General features: G+C 58.3%; 14 protein-coding genes. 12 read left to right on the top strand and 2 right to left on the bottom strand.

Going from position 1 to position 15,047, the window contains the following annotated elements:
- The first annotated feature begins 1 nt into the window (after position 1).
- From HMPREF3011_RS04760 to HMPREF3011_RS04705, 12 genes are all read left to right on the top strand, one after another.
- Positions 2-1,033: a helix-turn-helix transcriptional regulator gene (locus tag HMPREF3011_RS04760; protein WP_070432151.1), complete on the top strand. Its 1,032-nt coding sequence runs from the start codon at positions 2-4 to the stop codon at positions 1,031-1,033.
- Positions 1,030-2,061, top strand: a complete 1,032-nt coding sequence (locus HMPREF3011_RS04755; RefSeq protein ID WP_070841251.1) for a helix-turn-helix transcriptional regulator — start codon at positions 1,030-1,032, stop codon at positions 2,059-2,061. The genes HMPREF3011_RS04760 and HMPREF3011_RS04755 overlap by 4 nt, the downstream gene beginning before the upstream one ends.
- Before the next feature lie 74 nt (positions 2,062-2,135).
- Entirely contained in the window at positions 2,136-2,465 is a 330-nt protein-coding gene (gene tatA / locus HMPREF3011_RS04750) for a Sec-independent protein translocase subunit TatA (RefSeq protein WP_070841250.1), read from the top strand.
- Positions 2,466-2,483: 18 nt separating this feature from the next.
- Positions 2,484-3,710: a twin-arginine translocase subunit TatC gene (gene tatC, locus HMPREF3011_RS04745; protein ID WP_235191256.1), complete on the top strand. Its 1,227-nt coding sequence runs from the start codon at positions 2,484-2,486 to the stop codon at positions 3,708-3,710.
- Between the two features lie 24 nt (positions 3,711-3,734).
- The gene (locus HMPREF3011_RS04740; protein WP_070841249.1) at positions 3,735-6,521 is read left to right on the top strand and encodes a DEAD/DEAH box helicase; all 2,787 of its coding nucleotides are present in this window, start codon (positions 3,735-3,737) and stop codon (positions 6,519-6,521) included.
- A gap of 162 nt (positions 6,522-6,683) precedes the next feature.
- The gene (locus tag HMPREF3011_RS04735; RefSeq protein WP_005510760.1) at positions 6,684-7,535 is read left to right on the top strand and encodes a GDSL-type esterase/lipase family protein; all 852 of its coding nucleotides are present in this window, start codon (positions 6,684-6,686) and stop codon (positions 7,533-7,535) included.
- 68 nt (positions 7,536-7,603) lie between these two features.
- Entirely contained in the window at positions 7,604-9,220 is a 1,617-nt protein-coding gene (locus tag HMPREF3011_RS04730; RefSeq protein ID WP_070841248.1) for an AMP-binding protein, read from the top strand.
- A gap of 47 nt (positions 9,221-9,267) precedes the next feature.
- Positions 9,268-10,383, top strand: coding sequence for a M24 family metallopeptidase (locus tag HMPREF3011_RS04725; RefSeq protein ID WP_070432156.1), 1,116 nt, complete (start codon positions 9,268-9,270; stop codon positions 10,381-10,383).
- A gap of 31 nt (positions 10,384-10,414) precedes the next feature.
- On the top strand, positions 10,415-11,179 hold the full coding sequence (locus HMPREF3011_RS04720; protein ID WP_070841247.1) for an SDR family NAD(P)-dependent oxidoreductase: 765 nt from the start codon (positions 10,415-10,417) through the stop codon (positions 11,177-11,179).
- Complete coding sequence (locus HMPREF3011_RS04715) at positions 11,176-12,402, top strand: bifunctional cobalt-precorrin-7 (C(5))-methyltransferase/cobalt-precorrin-6B (C(15))-methyltransferase (protein WP_070432158.1); 1,227 nt, start codon at positions 11,176-11,178, stop codon at positions 12,400-12,402. Before HMPREF3011_RS04720 ends, HMPREF3011_RS04715 begins: the two co-directional genes overlap by 4 nt.
- Positions 12,403-12,447: 45 nt before the next feature.
- Positions 12,448-13,221, top strand: a complete 774-nt coding sequence (gene cobM / locus HMPREF3011_RS04710; RefSeq protein WP_038625492.1) for a precorrin-4 C(11)-methyltransferase — start codon at positions 12,448-12,450, stop codon at positions 13,219-13,221.
- The gene (locus tag HMPREF3011_RS04705; protein ID WP_070841246.1) at positions 13,209-13,940 is read left to right on the top strand and encodes a cobalt-precorrin-6A reductase; all 732 of its coding nucleotides are present in this window, start codon (positions 13,209-13,211) and stop codon (positions 13,938-13,940) included. Before cobM ends, HMPREF3011_RS04705 begins: the two co-directional genes overlap by 13 nt.
- Before the next feature lie 24 nt (positions 13,941-13,964).
- On the opposite strand, the gene HMPREF3011_RS04700 is transcribed toward HMPREF3011_RS04705, so the two are convergent.
- Both HMPREF3011_RS04700 and HMPREF3011_RS11085 read right to left on the bottom strand, forming a co-directional pair.
- On the bottom strand, positions 13,965-14,270 hold the full coding sequence (locus HMPREF3011_RS04700; protein ID WP_070432160.1) for a hypothetical protein: 306 nt from the start codon (positions 14,268-14,270) through the stop codon (positions 13,965-13,967).
- Positions 14,251-14,847 carry a hypothetical protein gene (locus HMPREF3011_RS11085; protein WP_141737494.1) on the bottom strand — a complete coding sequence of 199 codons (597 nt, stop codon included), beginning with the start codon at positions 14,845-14,847 and terminating at the stop codon, positions 14,251-14,253. The genes HMPREF3011_RS04700 and HMPREF3011_RS11085 overlap by 20 nt, the downstream gene beginning before the upstream one ends.
- Positions 14,848-15,047: the final 200 nt, after the last annotated feature.

Below are 15,047 nucleotides of genomic sequence, written 5' to 3'. Positions count from 1 at the left end.
CGTGTCTGTCCCACCTGTATCGGAAAACCCCGGAACCGCCGCGATTAGTGAGAACCAACGCCAGGTTCAGCTGCTGTTGGCGCTTGCCGACGACACCGGGTGGGTCAGCGAGTCGTGGATCTCCAAACATGTCGAGGGTTACGCTCGTGTTTCCGAGGATTCTCGGGCTCGATACCTACGTGCGGACACCGCTGCACTCCTGACCGCCGGGGTCCCGGTGGAGGTTTCGTCGTCAAGCACTGGCGATAAGGTCAAACGCCTGCGCCTGAACAGGCTGCGGTGGCCCCAGCACGACCCCGAGTTCACTGAAGCGGAGGCTTCGGTGGTGTTCCAGGCCGCGAATGCCGCGTTTGGTTCGGAGGAACTGAGTTCGACGGCTGTGGCGGCGTGGCGGAAGCTCGCGTCATTTGCGCAGCGCAGCGCCATTGCGAAGCCGGATGAGTCGGTGGTGGTAGCCGATGCGGTGGATATGAGTAGGGCGGATTTCAGCACGCTACTGACCGCAATGACTTCGCCGCGGCGGACGGTAGAGATGTGGTACTCCCGCCAGTACGGCGTGGATGATGAACTGCGCACGCTGGAGCCGTGGGGTTTGATTAACCTGCGCGGACGCTTCTATGTGCTGGGTTTTGATCCGCAGCGTGAGGCGGCGCGTATGTTCCGGCTCAGCCGTATCCGCGATGTGTCGGATACGGGAACGTCGGTGACGCAGCCAATGCCCGATGGTGACTTGCAACAGATTGCGAAAGAGATGTTGCACCGCGGTGGGAAGACGTATCAGGCAGTCGTTCGTATTACCCCGAATACCTGCGCTGATGTCGTAATGAAAGCAACAGCGCTGGGGGAGGGCCGCTACGAGCTGCCAGCGGCACCTGTGAGCGAGATTGTGCCCACAGGTTTGAGTTACGCACCGGATTTGATTGTGGAATCACCTGAAGAGGCACGGTCGGAAATTATTGCTCGGTTGGAGCAGGTACTTGCTCGCCATGGCGGATCGAATGGTACGAAGAACACTCTGGAGGGCAACCAATGACAGTGCATGCAGTCCGAGAGCTAGACGCGACTGTCAGCGTCGACGAGTTGTTGGCGGTCGTACCGTATTTTTCCCAGCACCGTTCAATGACAGAGGCCGCAACCGAGCTGGCCATCCCTTTTGCCCGAATTCGGGCAATCGTGGAGCAGATTGCCGATATTGACCAGCCGGGACTCCTCGGAGTGCGGGCTTTTGAAGTTGATTACCGCAACAGCTTTGACGTCCGTATTCGCCCTCATGCAACGGTGCTCAGCCAGCCGCGTGCGCTCACAGCCGAAGAGACCGCGACCTTGCTCCTCATCCTGGAAACCATCGAGGACTCCGCAGCCGCCACCTCTTCCGAGGCCGCGCAGACGGCCGCGACAAAGCTCCGCAGTGCCCTGGGAACGAACGTTCCCATCATCGATTCGACCGTCGCAGAGGATGGCAAGGCCTTTGCCTTTGCAGAGCAGATTTACTCCGCGCTGCATCAACGCAAAGTGCTGAAGGTGCGTTACCGGAATGCCTCAGGGCAGGTTTCAGTCCGTGAACTTGACTGTGTCAACGTTTATACAGTTGAGTCCACGACATACCTCCGCGCCGTCGACCGGGCGCAGGAAGACAGCCATCAGAAGAGTTTCCGTGTCGACCGCCTGGAGGCCGCCGAGGTCCTCGACATTCCCGCCGCTTTCCACCGCCCAGAGCCCGTCGATATCCGTGATCCGCACGCCTTTGGTGCGGAAACGGGGACGTCCGAATGGGCGAGTGTGCTTATCGACGCCGATGCTACGTGGATCGCAGACTATGAACCGGTCTTCTTCACCGAAGATGAGGGAGAAGAAGAGGATACCGAACCGGTCTCTGACCAAGGCTTAGGGCAGTCGAAATTTGCCGCTGACGTGCCCATGTCCGACCTGGCTGCAACAGTCTCCTTTGTGCTCCGCCGTTCACCGAGCGTAAAAGTCACTGAGCCCCTAAAATTGAAAAACGCCGTTGTTGCGCGAGCTTCCGAAGCTTTGGCAGAGTATGGTCGAAACGACAAAGCTTAAACTAGAGCTTCTATCGCGCACAATGTGGCAACTTGCCACTTGTATTTGTATTCATTTGAAAGGTCTCTAAGCGGATGCCGAACCTAGGTCCCTGGGAAATCATCATTATCCTGGTCGTTCTTGTTTTGCTCTTTGGCGCAAAGAAGTTGCCGGATGCCGCTCGTTCGCTCGGCCGCTCCATGCGTATCTTCAAGTCCGAAGTCAAGGAAATGCGCAACGATGACGAGCAGCAGGAGCAGGCTGCAATCCAGCAGGCTCCGCAGGCCCAGCCGCAGCAGCCGTACCAGCCGCAGCAGCAGTACCAGCAGCCGGCGCCGCAGGCTCAGCCGCAGCAGCCGTACCAGCCGCAGCAGCCGTACCAGCCGCAGCCTGGCCAGAACAACCCTGGCCAGCCGCAGCAGTAGTAGAAGGCCGGTTGAAGCGTGACTTCAGCTACATCCACATCACGTCCTCGGAAGCGCCAACGTAAGCGCAATCCCGAGGGCGTGATGACTATTGTCGAGCACATTCAAGAGCTCCGGCGTCGTCTCGTTCTCTCTCTTGCTGGTATCGCCGTTGGCACTGTTGTGGGCTTCATCTGGTACCAGACCGCCTTTACAATTGGCCAGTTCCGCATACCGTTTACCTCGACCGATGTCGGTCCGCTGCACTTTAAGTCCCTGGGTGAATTGCTCAAGGATCCGTACTGTCAGCTTCCACCCGAGATGCGTCTCGGCGGCGGCGAGGGTGCGGAGTGTCGTCTGCTGGCGACCAGTCCGTTCGAAATGTTCATGCTGCGACTAAAGGTCGGCGCGTTGGCCGGTCTGGTGATGTCGTCGCCATGGTGGCTCTACCAAATTTGGGCCTACATCACCCCTGGCTTGGTTCGGAAGGAACGCCGCACCACCCGCCGAGTTGTGACTGCCGCAGCACTGCTGTTTGTCATGGGTTCCGTCCTGGCTTACTTCGTTGTCGCCTTCGGTTTGGAGTTCTTGCTTCAGATCGGTGAAGAAACGCAGATTTCTGCACTCACCGGTTCGCAATACTTCGGTTTCGTCCTCGCACTAATTCTGGTTTTCGGAGTCAGCTTCGAAGTTCCACTCTTCGTGGTGATGTTGAACATGGCGGGCGTCATTACCTACGAGGGCATCAAGGACAAACGCAGCATTATCATCATGTCGCTGTTTGTCTTTGCGGCTTTTATGACCCCAGGTCAGGAACCAATATCTATGGTCGCAATGGCGACGGCGCTGACATTGCTGGTGGAAGTCGCAATCCAGATTTGTCGCCTCCATGACCGTCGTAAAGCAAATGAGCGTCCGGAGTGGCTGGATTTGGATGACGAACAAGGCTCCGGACCAATCACGGCCTCCGGTCCAATTGGCTCTACTGGCGGTATCGGCGACGTGGGCGGCATCGACGCCCCGACTTCAGTAAGCACGCCGACGTCAATTCAGCCGGGCGGCATGCCGACGGCATCAGCGGCTCCGACAACCTCCCCGATTTCTGGACCGACGCCAGTTAACCCGCCGACGCCGACTCAGGCATCCCAGATGCGCCCGACTCGCAATTCGCGTCCACCGCGGCCACACGGAATGATTCCGGAGACCCCGATGCCAACGCAGGACTTGCGAAATCGTCCGACGAGTGACTTTGATGATGTTCTCTAGCGTGGTTTATGACACTCTAGAGGCATGACTCTTCTCGGCGGTTTCGTTAGCCAACAGGATTTCGATCTTGACGACTTTCAGCTCCGCGCCTGCCAATCAATTGAGGCAGGGCGGGGCGTTGTCGTCTGTGCACCCACCGGTGCGGGCAAAACTATTGTTGGCGAATTCGCTATTTATGCTGCGCTCGAGCGCGGCGGCAAGTGCTTTTACACCACCCCTATTAAGGCACTGAGCAACCAGAAGTACCACGACCTAGTCGAGGACTACGGCGAGGACCGCGTGGGCCTGCTCACTGGTGACACTTCGATTAACGGCGACGCAGACATCGTGGTGATGACCACCGAGGTGCTGCGTAACATGATCTACGCGAACTCGCCGACGCTGAAGAAACTCACGCATGTGGTGATGGACGAGATTCACTACCTCGCTGACCGGGAGCGCGGCGCTGTGTGGGAAGAGGTTATTTTGAACCTCGACCAGTCCGTGGCTGTCATCGGTTTGTCCGCGACGGTATCCAACTCCGAGGAATTCGGGCGCTGGCTGTCCACGGTGCGCGGGCACACGGACGTTATTGTCACGGATTTGCGTCCGGTTCCACTGCATCAGCACATGCTAGTGGGCAACCGACTCTATCCTCTTTTCGAGGCGAAGTCGGACAAGGTCAATCAGGACCTGCTGGAGGCGTGCCGTCGCGCCGAGTTCGGCTACGGGGACGCTGGGGCCAGGGAGCGCTACCAGTACAAAAAACACAAGGGCGGTGGGCGCTCATACAGCTGGGGCGATAGGGGGCAGCGCAAGTTCCGCCCACCGAAGCGCGGCGGTGTTATCCGCATGCTCGGCTCCATGAACATGCTGCCCGCGATTGTTTTCATATTCTCCCGCGCGGGCTGCGAAGGCGCGTTGGCGCAGGTCGGCGCTACTCGCGCAGAACTCACTGACCGAGATGAGCAGGAGCGCATCGCCAAGATTATCGATGACGGTGTCGCGCACATTCCGAAGGAAGACCTGCAGGTTCTCGGCTTCCTGCGCTGGCGCCGCATTCTCATTCGAGGTTTTGCGGCGCACCACGCGGGCATGCTGCCTGCGTTTCGGCACATTGTGGAAGAGCTCTTTAACGAAGGCCTGGTCAAGGTCGTCTTCGCCACCGAGACGCTCGCACTGGGCATCAACATGCCTGCCCGCACGGTTGTGCTGGAGAAGCTGGTCAAGTTCAACGGCGAGGCACACGTAGATCTCACGCCCGGTCAGTACACGCAGATGACGGGTCGCGCTGGCCGCCGCGGTATCGACACCGTCGGCAATGCCGTGGTGCAGTGGGCCCCGGCAATGGACCCGAAGGCCGTCGCAGGACTGGCATCCACGCGCACGTACCCGCTGATCTCCACCTTCGCACCGAGCTACAACATGAGCGTCAACCTCCTACAGACACTCGGTTACGAGGGGTCGAAGCGTGTCATGGAGCGCTCATTCGCACAGTTCCAGGCGGATGGCGACATCGTCGGAGTCGCCGCCGAACTGTCCAAGGCCAAGCAAGAAGCCGCGGCCCTGCGTGCGGAATTGCTCGGCAGGCGAGCCGATGCGCACACCGAAGGGTCGGAAGCTGATGGGTCGTCGTCAAGCGGAGAGGGCAGTTCGCGTGACGACGAGCGCCTGACCCAGATGCTCGAATACCTGGATCTGCGCGCGAAGCTGACCCAGGAGGAGAAGAACGCCAAGCGCCGCAATATTGAAGACCGCCACACGGAAACGGTGACCGCGCTGCGAAGGCTCCGTAGGGGCGAGGTTATTCCGCTGCCGAAGGGTAAGAAGGTGCAGTTGGCGGTGGTGTACCGGGAGGATCATTCGAAGTCGAATCCTCGTCCCGGTGTCATCAGTGTCGGCGGATTTGTGGGACGTGTGGAACCGCATATCTTCCCAGCGGCGCCGCAGACAGTCGGCTCGATTAAGCTGCCGCGGGATGCGGATCGGCATCCGCGACGTGCGCTCGGTATTGTGCGTGCAGAGATCGGCCGCAAGGGGCTGAAGGGACCAAAGAGGCTGAAGCGCCGCAGCGGTGGCAACTCGCCAGCGGTGAGGAAGCTGCGGCAGGAGCTGCGTGAGCATCCACTACATGGAGATCCTGCGGTGGAGACGATGGCTCGTCACGCCGATACGCTGCGGCAGGCCGAGGCGCATGTTGCCAAGCTGCAAAAGCGCGTCGATTCCGCTTCCGATACGTTGGCACGCACATTCGACCGCATGCTGCAGTTGCTAACACAGATGGACTACGTGGAATGGCCAGAGGGCGCGGAGCCGACGATTACGGAGGAAGGCCTGCGGCTGGCGCAGATTCACAATGGGTCGGATCTGCTGGTGGCCACGTGCCTGCGCCGCGGTATCTGGGACGACTTGGACCCGGCAGAGCTGGCCGGTGCCGTGTCGAGTTTGGTCTTTGAAAACCGCAAGGCCAGCCAGGGCAGCGATGAGGTTCCGACCGAGCCGTTGGCCAAGGCGCTGGGGAACACCTACCGCATCTGGGAGGAGCTGTCGGAGGATGAGCGCCGCTACCGTCTGCCGGTGACGAACTTGCCGGACATGGCCTTTGCCACTGCAATTCATCAGTGGACTGCGGGCGCACCGCTGGGGTACTGCCTGCAGGCAGCGGCCGAAAGTGGCGCGGAGCTGACTCCGGGTGACTTTGTCCGCTGGTGCCGTCAGGTCATTGATCTATTGCAGCAGATTAAGAAGACCGGCTACTCCACAGACATTCGCGATAAGTCTGCCGAGGCTATTCAGGCGATTCGCAGAGGAGTAGTGGCGCTGAATAATTAGTTATCTCGGACACATCTCTTCTCCTGAACACCTGGTTCCTGAGGTGAAGATGATAAATTACTAAAAGTAGAATAGTTATGGCACTATTCTTATCTCGCAGTGACTAACGAAACTGCAGATTATATTTTTCATATCTGACTTCATTTCTCAGGAAGGCCCCGAATGCGCAAGCTTCATAAGACTCTGTCCGCTGTAGGAATCGCAGCACTGAGCTTCGGCATTGCCCCAATCGCAAACGCTGCACCCGCTGGAAACGTTGTTACCTTCGGCGATTCGTATTTCGCCAATCCGACCGTTGAGGACTACTGGATTGCCAAGGCTCCAGAGCAGATTCCTGGGCTCCCAGAGGTTCAGCAGAAGAATGGTTGCGCGCATGACCCTGATGGAATTCCGGCCAAGATCGGTAAAAAGACTGGCCGCCAGCTGGATGACTACTCCTGCGCAGGAGCCGTCCTCTACACGCCGAACGCAAACAACCTCGATCGACAAATCGAGGGCGCTATTCGCGATGGAGCACTGACCCCGCAGACTGCATTCATTGCAATTCAGATTGGTTTCAACGACACCTACAACAACGCAGTCAATCTTCCTTCCGTGCGTGAGGGCTGGTGGAAGGATGCTTCCGATGCCGCAGTAAACAAAATTCGCGCACATGCGCCGAATGCCCGCATTGCATTTGTCAATTACCCAACCATTTCGCATCCCGGTGATTCCAAGCAGTGCCTCATCCATGTGAACGTTGCTGGACAAAACGTCGATGCTGGGGTTCCCGCATTCTGGATTGAGCAGGGTGAGATTGAAACCTCTAAGTACGCACAGCAGGCCGCTGACCGCCATAACGCCGAGTTTGTTGATGTCCGCTCGATGACCACGGATCGCCATGAGTGCGCACCGGATGATAAGCGAATCATCGCAGGCGCAGTCGACAACCGCACTCAGGACTACAACCTTCCGGTCCACCTCAATGGTGAAGGCAAAGAGATTATCGCCGACGCAATCGTCGCTCGCATCTAGTCCTTGCCTCCAAGCCCTGCGCCTTATGGCTCAGGGCTTTTATCTTCAACTCACTACTTTTAGGGAAAATGACACCTCGCACTCAACGCGCAACTCATGTGTCGTCTTGGACCCAGGTTAAGCAGTTTGCTACTGCTCTCGGCCCTCTCAAGCGTGCCGGCATCCTCAGAAATGATGGTCCTAAAGCACTGAAGAATATGTCCCAATGGGGCATTTCCATGGCAGCTCTCGTCGAAAACGACTGCCTTAATTGGCCTGACCGACTTGCCATTGTGGATGATTTCGGCGAACTTACATATAGCGAGCTTCGGACCCAGGCTAGAACACTCACGGTACGCCTAATGGAAAAGGGGATTACCGAAGGATCCACCATCGCAATACTTGCGCGAAACTCTCGTGCCATCGTGCTGCCATTGTTGGCCTGCAGCTACCTCGGGGCCCGCCCGATGATTATGAATCCTGCCTCATCGTCAAAGCAGGTTAGCGCGATTATGTCTGACTATGGCGCGGATATTTTGGTCGTAGACGCCGAATACAACCAAGACGCAGAATTTCCAATCAAATCACTCACTGTTGGTGGTGACCATGATGAGTTTCTTTCCCTCGTTTCCGGCCAAACCGATAGCTCCAAGCTTCCTCGAAAGCCGCGGCAGCAAGAAACGATCATCATGTCGTCTGGAACTTACGGAATCCCCAAAGGCGTTCGCCTCCCAGTTCCGCGCACGCCAAAGGTGCTCGGCGGTATTGTAAAGGCAATCCCGTGGAAGAAGAACATGGTAGTTCAACTGACCGCTTCGGTCTTCCATGCGTGGGGTTGGCTCAACCTTCAGATTGGCTTGGCCACTGGCTCAACACTCATTTTGCGTCGAAATTTTGATGCAGATCAGGCTGCTGCGGACTGCCTTCAGTATGGAGTAACCGGAATTGTCTCAGCTGCAGTCTTCCTGAAGGATCTAGTCACTGCCGCGGACCGAGCAGAAACAAAGATTGGCCCATTTGAGTTCATCGTTTCTTCGGGTAACGCCATGCCGCCATATTTGGTTCGTGAGCTCAATAAGCGATTTGGGCCTGTTGTGTGCAATTTCTATGGCTCCACTGAGCATGGCCAAATCGCCATTGCAACTGGCCCTGAATTCGCCGCTGACCCGCACACCACTGGGCATATTCCATCTGGCGTCGAGCTCCGCATTTTCCGTGAAGATGGCACTGAGGCCAACCCAGGAGAGTTAGGTAACGTCTACGCAGCAAACTCTATGACGATGGTCGGGTTACTGGCTGCACGTGACAAATATGATGTCATGAATGGGCTGCTCGGAACAGGGGATAAGGGCCTCATTGATCAAAACGGCATGCTTCAGCTAGCCGGTCGCGCAGACGACATGCTGATCAAGGGAGGCGAAAATGTCTACCCTCGTGAAGTTGAGGAATTCCTCGGAACCGTCGATGGAATCGACGATGTGTTTGTCCACGGTAGTCAGGATGACATCGTCGCGACTCTTCGAGCCTACGTTGTACGTGAAGACAGCGTTGCTGGTGCTAACCTTTCCGACGACATGATTCGCGAACACGTTCGCCAGAATCTCGCGGAGCACAATGTGCCTGACGAGATTGTGTGGATGAAATCGTTGCCTCGTAATGACGGTGGCAAGGTCGTCCCACGCCGTCTACCCGACACCAGCATCTAGTTCCGCGCCTCTGTCTTATTCAAGGCTGACGGGTACAGTTGGCAACTATGAGCAACGGTATCTTTAGCTTTGACATCTATCAGCAGCGTCTGGATAGCACCGCGGAACTACTCCGCACCCGCGATGCAGACGCTGCAGTCTTTGGAACCGGAGCTGACCTGCAGTATCTCATCGGTTCTGCGGTCACTTCGCATGAGCGTCTCACCGCGCTGGTAGTCACCGCAGCCGGCACAACCACGCTGGTATTGCCCGCTGTGGAGCGGGGGGACCTGCCATTGTGCGCTATCAACGACCTCAACGCCGATGTGGTGTTGTGGGAGGACGGTCAGGATCCACACCGCATTGTCGCCGACCTAGTCGGCCACGTGGGCACTCTCGCAATTGGGGCGTCGTTGACCGCTGACCACCTGATTCCCATTCAGGATCTCACCGGAGCCAAGACTGTGTTGGCCGGAGAACTGCTGAAGGAACTGTTCATGCGCAAGGACGCCGCTGAGATTGATCAGCTGCGCGAGGCCGGCGCCGCCATTGACCGCGTTCACGCTCGCGTTCCGGGCATGCTGCGTGCAGGTCGCACCGAGCGCGAGGTCGCCGACGAGATTTCGGCAGCCATCCTGGAGGAAGGCCATGTCGCCATTGACTTCGTCATTGTCGGCTCGGCTGAAAATGGTGCTAATCCGCACCACGATTTCTCCAACCGCGTCATCGAGGACGGCGACGTGGTGGTCATCGATATCGGAGGCACCTTGCCGCTCGGCTACCACTCCGATTGCACGCGCACCTATGTCGTCGGCAAGCCGGGGGAGAAGGAAACCGCAGCGTGGGCGGCCCTGCGGAAGGCTCAGGAAGCTGCTGTAGCAGCGGTTCGCCCGGGTGTGACGGCTGCAGAGATTGATGCGATTGCGCGCAATAGCCTCACCGCTGCGGGCTACGGCGAGTACTTCATTCACCGCACTGGTCATGGCATTGGCCTGTCCACCCATGAAGAGCCGTTCATTATGGCTGGCAATGAGCTTGCACTCGAGCCGGGCATGGCGTTTTCGGTGGAGCCGGGCGTGTACCTTCCGGGCGAATTCGGTATGCGCCTGGAGGACATCATCATTGTCACCGAAGATGGCGGCGAATCGGTCAATAACGGTCCGCACGATTTGATTACCGTCTAATCGAAGTTTAGAGGAAAGGTTTTTCTAGCGCATGGGACACGTACTCGTTCTTGGTGCCACCAGCGAAATCGGCGGGGAAGTTGCCGCGCGGCTGGCCAATCACAACACTTTCACGCTCGCCGCGCGCCGCACTGAGGCACTCGACGGCATTGCCGGACGCCTCATCGACGCCGGTGCTGTCGCGGTGCATCGCATCCACTTTGATGCCGATGACATCGCCGCACACCGCCAGTTCGTTGAGCACGCCTGGCAGCACGGTCCCATCGACACGGTGATTGTCGCGTTCGGCATCCTCGGCGATCAGCAGAAGTGTGAAGAGTCCGGGGAGGCTGCGGCCGCGGTCATTCACACCGACTTCACGGCTCAGGCATCGATTCTCACCGAGATTGTCGCGCGCATGGAGTCCGACATCGCCGTCGGCAAACTGCCTGTGCGCGACAAGGTCGCGGGCCGCATCATGGCCTTTTCCTCTATCGCAGGTGCCCGCGTGCGCCGCGCCAACTATGTCTACGGTTCGGCGAAGGCCGGCCTCGACGGTTTCCTCCAAGGCATGCAGGACCGCCTGCACGGCAGCCATATTCAGCTGACAATCGTCCGGCCGGGCTTCGTCATCGGTCGCATGACCGAAGGCATGAAGCCGGCACCGATGTCTTCGCGCCCCGCCGAGGTCGCTGAGGCCGCCGTCACCGCCTTCGATGGCCGGAAGCCCCATGTCTGGGTGCCACGAAAACTGGCGTTGCTCGCCCGTGCCACGCATCTGACTCCTCGCTGGATTTGGCGGAAGATGCCCCGATGAGTCAGAGACTTCGCGTCGTCGGCATTGGCTGTGACGGTTACGAGGGTCTATCTGCCCGCGCGGTCGAGGCGCTGTCGTCGGCACGCCGCATCATTGGCTCTCCCCGTCAGCTCCATTTGCTTGCCGACGTCGACCTGGACGCAGAACTCTCTCCTTGGCCCAGTGGCTTCTGGAAGGACTGGCAGGTCACCCTGGCAGATATTGACCCCGCAGTCGATGTCATCCTCGCCAGTGGCGATCCCATGTTCCACGGCGTAGGCGTATCGCTTGTCCGCGAGCTCGGCCGCGGTGGCGTGGAGGTTATTCCAGTACCGTCGTCGGCCTCATTGGCCTGTGCCTACCTCGGCTGGCCTTTGCATGACACTCCGGTGATCTCTCTAGTAACAGGGGAGCCGGGGATACCTGGTGCTGCACGTGTTGTGCCGGTAGCAGATGCACTGCGGCCCTTCCTGGTGCTGTGTCGAAACGCGGACTCAGTGAAAGAGGTCGCTACGGTTTTGGCCGACCGCCCAGACACCAAACTCACCGCGCTGACCAATCTCGGCGGCTCGGAAGCTACAGGGCTGCTGGAGTCCGTTGCCGAAGGCACGGTGGCGAACCCACCGGTTCCAGCTGGCAACCTCACGGTGCTGGCGGTGGAGCCGTCGGGAAGCGCGCGCGGCTGGCTGCGCGACGGTGACTTTGATTCGGACGGCCAGCTGACGAAGGCACCGATTCGCCAAATGACCGTCGCCGCGTTGGATCCTCGGCCGGGAGCTCTGTTGTGGGATGTCGGCGGTGGCACGGGGTCGATTGGCATTGAGTGGGCTCGACACGGCGGGCGCGCAGAAATTTTTGAGCGCGATGCTGTTCGTGCAGAGCGAATTGCTAAGAATGTGGCGAACCTGTCGGGCAATGTGACTGTCCACCACGGCGCAGCGCCGGGAGCTTTGGCTGACTCGAATCTTCGCCCCGATGCCATTTTCATCGGCGGAGGCCTCACTGCTGACGGCATGCTTGAGGCCTGTTGGCAACGCCTTGCCCCGGGTGGCACCATCGTCGCGAACGCCGTGACGCTGGAATCGGAGGCTCTGCTGTGGCAGGCACGTCGCGACTATGGCGGGGATGTCACCCGGCTTTCTGTAGAGCGCGCAGGTGCAGTCGGCACTTTCACTGCGTGGCGGCCGGCGTTGCCGGTGGTGCAGTGGGTAGCGCTGAAGCCAGTAGAGCCTGCGCTACCATAGACGTAATTTCTCTGTCTAAAAATATTGAGGACTCTGTAACCCACAATGACTGTGTATTTCATCGGTGCAGGCCCGGGCGCAGCAGATTTGCTGACGCTGCGCGCGGACCGGCTTATTCGCTCCTGCCCAGTGTGCCTTTACGCGGGATCGATTGTCCCGCCTGAGGTGCTGGAGAGCTGCCCCGAGGGCGCAGAGATTATCAATACCGCACGAATGCCGCTGGACACCATCATCGAGACCATTCAGGCGGCGCATGAGGCGGGCAAGGATGTTGCACGCTTGCAGTCTGGTGACCCGTCAGTGTGGTCAGCGCTGGCAGAGCAGGTCCGTCGTCTCAGCGAACTCGGCATTGACTACGAAATCGTTCCGGGTGTGCCAGCTTTTTCCGCAGCTGCGGCAGCTCTCGGCCACGAGCTCACGGTGCCAACTGTCGGCCAGTCGGTCGTGCTGACCCGTATCTCCGGGCGTGCTTCCAAGATGCCGGAGGGCGAAACCTTGGAGAACTTCGGACGCACGGGCGCGACCCTATGCATTCACTTGGCCGCCCACGATATCGACCGAGTAGTCGAGGAGCTCACCCCGCACTATGGCGAACACGGTCCGGTGGCCGTCGTGGCTTTCGCATCCCGCCCGGAACAGGTTATTCTCCGTGGCACGCTGTCTGATATTGCGCAGCAGGTCAAGGATGCAGGTGTGACTCGTACGGCGGTCATCATTGTCGGCAAGGTGCTCACCGCCGAGGCGTTCCCGGATAGCTACCTCTACAGCGATGATCGCCCGCGCGATGAACACGGACGGACCATTCCATGCGTGCACTAATTCTGGGTGGAACTGCTGAGGCTCGTGCCCTGGCCAAGCGGCTAGTGGGCGAGGGCTGGTTTGTCACCTCTTCACTGGCCGGTCGCGTATCCAACCCCAAGCTGCCCGCCGGCAATGTCCGCATCGGCGGCCCTGCGGGGCTCACGCGATGGCTGATCGCCGATGCCACCGAAGTCATCATCGACGCCACGCATCCTTATGCGGAGCGAATCAGCGAATCTGCCGCTGAAGCTGCCCGCGCCACCGGTCTTCCGCTCGTGGCGCTGCATCGCCCTGCGTGGGAGAAGCAGCCCGGCGACAACTGGATTGAGGTGTCCTCTATGCAGGAGGCCGCGGACATTGTTGCCGACCGCTTCTACAGCCCGTTTCTCACTATTGGCCGTCAGCAGCTAGCTCCGTTTGCCGACGATGCCAACGGCCGTTACCTCATTCGCTGTGTGGAACAGCCCGCGCCGCCACTGCCCAAGAATCGGAAGATTATTCTCAGCCGTGGGCCTTACGATGTCGCAGCGGAGCGCAAGCTCATGCGGGATTACGCCGTGGACTGCGTGGTGACCAAGAACTCCGGTGGTGCTGCTACCTACGCCAAGATTGAGGCAGCCCGCGACCTGAAAAAGCCGGTCGTTATCGTGCAGCGCCCGCAGCTGCCCGGCGCGGATATCGCCACCGTCGCCACAACGGTGGATGAGGCGTACAACGCCGTCATCCGCCGGGCATAGCGGCTAATTCTAGTGTGACCTAAATTACCGCACGGGCTGCCACTCTGTTTGCTCAGTGGGAACTTGCTCGATTCCACCAGAAGGACTCAATATCAGCCATGCGACAAACATAGCGATTGCTAGGAAAACAGAAATTAATGTGAAAATAGTCCATCGGCGACGATATTCATCCTCGGCTTTTTTGGCCTCGAATAGCCCATAAATTCCAGTAAGAAATGGAATTGGGAATGCGATAAAAACGCCGGCCAGAAAAAGAATGACAGCAATAATCTGAAATCCCCAGTCAATTATTCCCGGCACTCTTTTATCCTTAGCACCTTTCGCTTGCATTATATTCTCCAGATGGTCGAATAGTCGCTGAGATACAGACCGTCCTTTGACCTGCCCCAATGCCGTCAACCACAATGGACTGCTCAAAGTTCTCCGAAGTTCGCACGAACCAACCTGCCCCTACAGCATACGAAGCTGGATTCGAGGCCGAACCCCTATACGACCATGTAGGAGTACTGGTTTCCCCACCGTGATCAAGGACTTTGACATTCTTAATCTTTTTACCTGGGGTTCCGCAGATTTCAACAGTCTGCCAGTAAGTGTATAGGGTGTTACCCATAACAGCCTTTTGCTCAAACCGGGCACCATCCTTTCGGCAGTAGTCAGCCTCGCCCTGCGCAAAAAGCTTCGTTGAAAGATTCGACGGCTGTGGCAATCGTTTTACAATCAACTCACCCGGAGTTGTATAGGCTCGCAGAAGGCTTTTTTGGTGGTTATCCAACTCCGCCATCGAAAGGCGACCTTCATCAATTGCCCTATAAAGTGATTCAGCCTGAGCTGCCGCGGGACGTGCAGGTTCCTCAGCGCTAGCAACGGGTGAAAAGATGATACCCGCTAAAATAAGGGCAGATTCCACTAGAAGAACTTTTTTTTCCTATCACCTAAACCTCCTTTAACGTCGGTGATTGCCCCGAGCATAACACTGGAATCGAGCCACGCTTAGAAATATCTCCCGATTAAATAAGTAGCCCCGCTAAGAAAGGGGTAAACAAAAGTGGTAGTCATTTAAGCAAATAGAACCGTATTTGACCCTGGCCGCTAAATCTCAATTCGGCA

It is taken from the genome of Corynebacterium sp. HMSC074C04, assembly GCF_001838295.1.
GTDB classification, from domain to species: Bacteria; Actinomycetota; Actinomycetes; order Mycobacteriales; family Mycobacteriaceae; genus Corynebacterium; species Corynebacterium amycolatum.
The sequence above is the reverse complement of the archived record's forward strand: the minus strand, read 5'-3'. Positions and strand labels throughout refer to the sequence as shown.

Bases quoted from the DNA above. Each gene is read 5' to 3' on its own strand.
- HMPREF3011_RS04755 (WP_070841251.1), top strand. From the start codon at position 1,030: ATGACAGTGCATGCAGTCCGAGAGCTAGACGCGACTGTCAGCGTCGAC.
- tatA (WP_070841250.1), top strand. From the start codon at position 2,136: ATGCCGAACCTAGGTCCCTGGGAAATCATCATTATCCTGGTCGTTCTT.
- HMPREF3011_RS04740 (WP_070841249.1), top strand. From the start codon at position 3,735: ATGACTCTTCTCGGCGGTTTCGTTAGCCAACAGGATTTCGATCTTGAC.
- HMPREF3011_RS04735 (WP_005510760.1), top strand. From the start codon at position 6,684: ATGCGCAAGCTTCATAAGACTCTGTCCGCTGTAGGAATCGCAGCACTG.
- HMPREF3011_RS04730 (WP_070841248.1), top strand. From the start codon at position 7,604: ATGACACCTCGCACTCAACGCGCAACTCATGTGTCGTCTTGGACCCAG.
- HMPREF3011_RS04725 (WP_070432156.1), top strand. From the start codon at position 9,268: ATGAGCAACGGTATCTTTAGCTTTGACATCTATCAGCAGCGTCTGGAT.
- HMPREF3011_RS04720 (WP_070841247.1), top strand. From the start codon at position 10,415: ATGGGACACGTACTCGTTCTTGGTGCCACCAGCGAAATCGGCGGGGAA.
- HMPREF3011_RS04715 (WP_070432158.1), top strand. From the start codon at position 11,176: ATGAGTCAGAGACTTCGCGTCGTCGGCATTGGCTGTGACGGTTACGAG.
- cobM (WP_038625492.1), top strand. From the start codon at position 12,448: ATGACTGTGTATTTCATCGGTGCAGGCCCGGGCGCAGCAGATTTGCTG.
- HMPREF3011_RS04705 (WP_070841246.1), top strand. From the start codon at position 13,209: ATGCGTGCACTAATTCTGGGTGGAACTGCTGAGGCTCGTGCCCTGGCC.
- HMPREF3011_RS04700 (WP_070432160.1), bottom strand. From the start codon at position 14,270: ATGCAAGCGAAAGGTGCTAAGGATAAAAGAGTGCCGGGAATAATTGAC.